Origin of the sequence: Micropruina sp., from assembly GCF_027492755.1 — a bacterium.
Classification (GTDB): Bacteria; Actinomycetota; Actinomycetes; order Propionibacteriales; family Propionibacteriaceae; genus Micropruina.
The window spans coordinates 13,608-17,570 of the sequence record NZ_JAPUED010000051.1 but is presented as its reverse complement, the minus strand read 5'-3'; the positions used below and the strand labels follow the sequence as shown (position 1 = coordinate 17,570).

Annotated in this window: 3 protein-coding genes; 2 read left to right on the top strand and 1 reads right to left on the bottom strand. The window is 68.9% G+C overall.

Annotation, left to right across the window (positions count from 1 at the left end):
• Positions 1–40: 40 nt before the first annotated feature.
• Entirely contained in the window at positions 41–1,471 is a 1,431-nt protein-coding gene (gene purB / locus Q0066_RS03235) for an adenylosuccinate lyase (RefSeq protein WP_298129991.1), read from the top strand.
• 230 nt (positions 1,472–1,701) lie between these two features.
• On the opposite strand, the gene Q0066_RS03230 is transcribed toward purB, so the two are convergent.
• Positions 1,702–2,820 carry a DUF3048 C-terminal domain-containing protein gene (locus Q0066_RS03230; protein WP_298129989.1) on the bottom strand — a complete coding sequence of 373 codons (1,119 nt, stop codon included), beginning with the start codon at positions 2,818–2,820 and terminating at the stop codon, positions 1,702–1,704.
• A gap of 94 nt (positions 2,821–2,914) precedes the next feature.
• Here Q0066_RS03230 and Q0066_RS03225 point away from each other — a divergent pair, with 94 nt between their 5' ends.
• Complete coding sequence (locus tag Q0066_RS03225; protein ID WP_298129987.1) at positions 2,915–3,742, top strand: alpha/beta hydrolase; 828 nt, start codon at positions 2,915–2,917, stop codon at positions 3,740–3,742.
• Positions 3,743–3,963: the final 221 nt, after the last annotated feature.

Sequence of the window (3,963 nt, the reverse complement as noted above, 5' to 3'; positions counted from 1 at the left end):
CGGGGAGTGGTGAACTCTCAGGTCATGAAACGATGAAGCCATGACCGTTCCCAATGTCCTGGCCACCCGTTACGCGTCCGAGGCGATGCGGGCGATCTGGAGCCCCGAGAACAAGATCGTCGCCGAGCGGCGGCTCTGGGTGGCCGTCCTGGAGGCGCAGAAGGATCTGGGCGTCGACTTCGGCGGAGACGACCCGGCCGAGGTGATCGCCGACTACGAGCGGGTCATCGACACCGTCGACCTGGCGTCCATCGAGGCGCGGGAACGGGTCACTCGGCACGACGTGAAGGCGCGGATCGAAGAGTTCAACGCGCTCGCCGGCCACGAGCACGTCCACAAGGGCATGACCAGCCGCGACCTGACCGAGAACATCGAGCAGTACCAGGTGCTCAACGGGCTGAAGCTGGTGCGCGAGCGGATCGTGACGGTGCTGGTGTCGCTGTCGCGGCTCGCCGTCCAGTACCGCGATCAGGCGCTGACCGGACGCTCGCACAACGTCGCCGCGCAGCTCACCACCCTCGGCAAGCGGTTCGCCACCGCCGCCGACGAGTTGCTGGTCGCCTTCGCGCGGGTGGACGAGTTGATCAACCGCTACCCCGCCCGCGGCATCAAGGGCCCGATGGGCACCGCGCAGGACATGCTCGACCTGCTGGGGGGCAGCGCCAAGAAGCAGTTGGCACTGGAGTCGCAGATCGGCCAGTACCTGGGCTTCGCCAGGATCTTCACCTCGACCGGCCAGGTCTATCCGCGCTCGCTCGACTACGAGGTGCTGACCGCGCTGGTGCAGGTGGCGGCGGCGCCGTCCAATGTGGCGACGACGATCCGGCTGATGGCCGGCCATGAGCTGGTCACCGAGGGGTTCAAGGAGGGCCAGGTCGGCTCGTCCGCGATGCCGCACAAGATGAACACCCGGTCCTGTGAGCGGGTGAACGGGCTGAGTGTGGTGCTACGCGGCTACGCGACCATGGTCGGCGAGCTGGCCGGCGACCAGTGGAACGAGGGGGACGTCTCGTGCTCGGTGGTGCGCCGGGTGGCGTTGCCGGACGCCTTCTATGCCCTGGACGGCCTGTTCGAGACGTTCCTCACCGTGCTGGCCGAGTTCGGCGCCTTCCCGGCGGTGATCGAGGCCGAACTGGCCCGCTACCTGCCCTTCCTGACCACCACCAAGGTGCTGATGGCCGCCGTCCAGGCCGGTGTCGGACGCGAGGCCGCCCACGAGGCGATCAAGGAGCACGCCGTCGCCGTCGCCCTGGAGCTACGCCGTGGCGCCCGGACCAACGACCTGCTCGACCGGCTGGCCGCCGACCCCCGCCTCGGTCTCAGTCACGAGCAACTGCAAGCCACCCAGGCCGACCCGCTGGAACTCACCGGGGCCGCCCGCGACCAGGTGGACGATGTCGCCGACAAGGTGAAGCGCATCGCCAAGCTCTACCCGGACGCCGCCGCCTACACCCCGGGCTCGGTGCTCTGAAACCACGGCCCGGTTCTCTCGCACATTGGGGACGGTTCTCCCACGTGCGGAATTCGCATGCCCGGGGACGGTTCTTTCGCGTTCGAGACTCGCGCGTCGGAGAACCGTCCCCGCGTGTTCGAGATTCGCATGCCGGAGAACCGTCCCCGCGCGTTCGAGATTCGCACGCCGGAGAACCGTCCCCGGGCTTTGAACGACGTTCAGGGTTGCCGCGGCGGTGGAGAAGACGGTCAGGACTTGATGACGATCTTGGCCTTCTTGTCGGGCAGTTCGACGTAGGTCTGGCCGGGGGCCATCACCAGGGGGCTGCCGTCGTCGAGGGCGAAGCTGAACGGCTCCGAGACGTCGCCCTTGCTCCAGGTGCCGGTCACATAGCGGCCGCCCTGGAAGTAGTGGAACGGGCCCGAGGTGTCGATGATGTCGTGGATCGGCTCGTCGTGGCCGCTGCCGGAGCGGAGCTTCTCGTAGTGCTGGCGGGCGCTGATCACCATCACGTTGTTCGGTGCCACCCGCTTGCCGCCGGCCAGCACATGCGGACCCCACGGCATACTGCGTAGCCAGGTGCCGGACGAGGCGTTCCAGGTGTAGCTCATGTTGTAGCTGTTGCCGCTCTTCCACGGCACGCTGATCGTCTTGACCTTGTCACCGTCGACCGTGCTGGCGGCCTCGGCGTCACCGAACGGGAAGTACAGCTGCGGCGGCCCGTCGCGGAACTTCTTGGTCTGCTTCGCGAGCACCGCCGGATGGCACACCACGGCGCGGTCGTAGTAGCGGACGCCGTTCAGCACCCGGATCCGCGAGCTGTCGATCGAGTACGACCCGGTGCCCTTGGTGTTCATGTACGACAGCATTCCCTCGATGTAGCTGTCGAACTCCTGGACGTACTTGAGCACCCAGCCGGTGGCGCCGGTGTTGCCGATGATCGCGTGCATGGGGGAGAGCAGCGGAATGTCGACCGGACGGATCGAGCGCACCGGGCCCACCGCGTCCGGCATCGAGGAATGGAAGACCGGCACCAGCCGGGTGCCGCTGTACCCGGAGTTGTCGCGGTAGCCGTCCAGCTCGACGAAGACGATGTCGGCCTGATCCAGGCCGCGTTGCGGGTGCTCGTTGCGGTTGTCGGGAACCTTCACTGCGACCGCGGCGTGTTTGGCGTCCGCAGGGTCCTTGAGCAGCTTGCCGGACAGCGGCCAGCGGGGTGTGGCATCGGTGGACGGCGTGGCGGTGGGGGTGGCGGAGGGTGCCTCGACCGGGGGGGTGGACGACGCGGGCTGGCCTGAACAGCCGGCGACGGCGACGCCGGTACCGAGCAGCCCAACCAGCGCCGTGCGACGGCTCAGTTCGTGCATGGGACAAAAGGTACCGCCGCGCATCGCTCACGCAACGACGACACTGGCATCATGGCGCTGACATCATGTCCGGCGCGAGAGAACGGGAGCTGCGGTGGCCGAACCGACCTGGATCGAGCGCCATGTTCCCGGACGCCACGGCGAGGTCCGCGTGCGTGAATACCTACCGCCGGGTGAGGTGGCCGGGCCCCGGCTGGTCTGGGTGCACGGCGGTGGTTGGGTGGTCGGCACGCTGGACGAGCCAGAGTCACACCAGGTGTCGCTGCGGGTGGCGGCGGCCGGCTTCCCGGTGACCAGCGTCGAATACGGCCTGGTGCCGATGTTCCCGGTGGTGGGACCGATGCGGCTGCGCCCCTCACCGTTCCGCTATCCGGTGTCGCAGGACCAGGTGATGGACGCCTGGCTGGACGCCCAGGCCACCCACGGTGGACCGATGTGGCTGGGCGGCGCGTCCGCCGGAGCCTGCCTGGCCGCCGGGGTCGCGTTGCGGCTGCGGGATGGCGAGGCACGGCCCCCGATCGGCCTCGCCTTCCTGTACGGACTGTTCCACGGCGTGCTGCCGCCCACTTCGGCCGCCCTGCGCCGGCGGCTGTTCGGGCTGCCCGACCTGCGGGTGATGCAGGAGATGGTTCGCCGGGCGGCCGTGAATCATGCCGGGACGGCGGACTCGCTCGACAATCCGCACATCTTCCCCGGCCTCGGCGACCTCACGGGGCTACCGCCGGTGCGGCTGTTGAACGCCGACCGCGACATCCTGCGCGCCTCGGCCGAGAACTTCGCCCACCGGCTGACCCTGGCCGACGTCCCGCACGAGGGCTGGTACATCCCCGACACCCGCCACGGCTATCTCGCCCGCCCCGAATCCGAGGCGTTCGAGCTCGGGACGCGCGCGATCGCCAGCTGGATGGCCGCAGGAGCCTGAAACCCAACCGCTCGAGGCCACCCTCGCCGGTCGGGCCTCGCGCACTCCGTTGGTCGAGCTTGTCGAGACCCCCGTCGGTTGCGCCGCGTGTGGGCCCACAGAGGGCTCTCGACCGATGATGGTGGGGCAGGGCTGAACAGGCGTGACCAACGGCGGGGCAGCGGCGAGTTCGCGGCCGGTCGGTCTACTTGAGATCCCGGGTCGGAGCCCGGGATGACGGC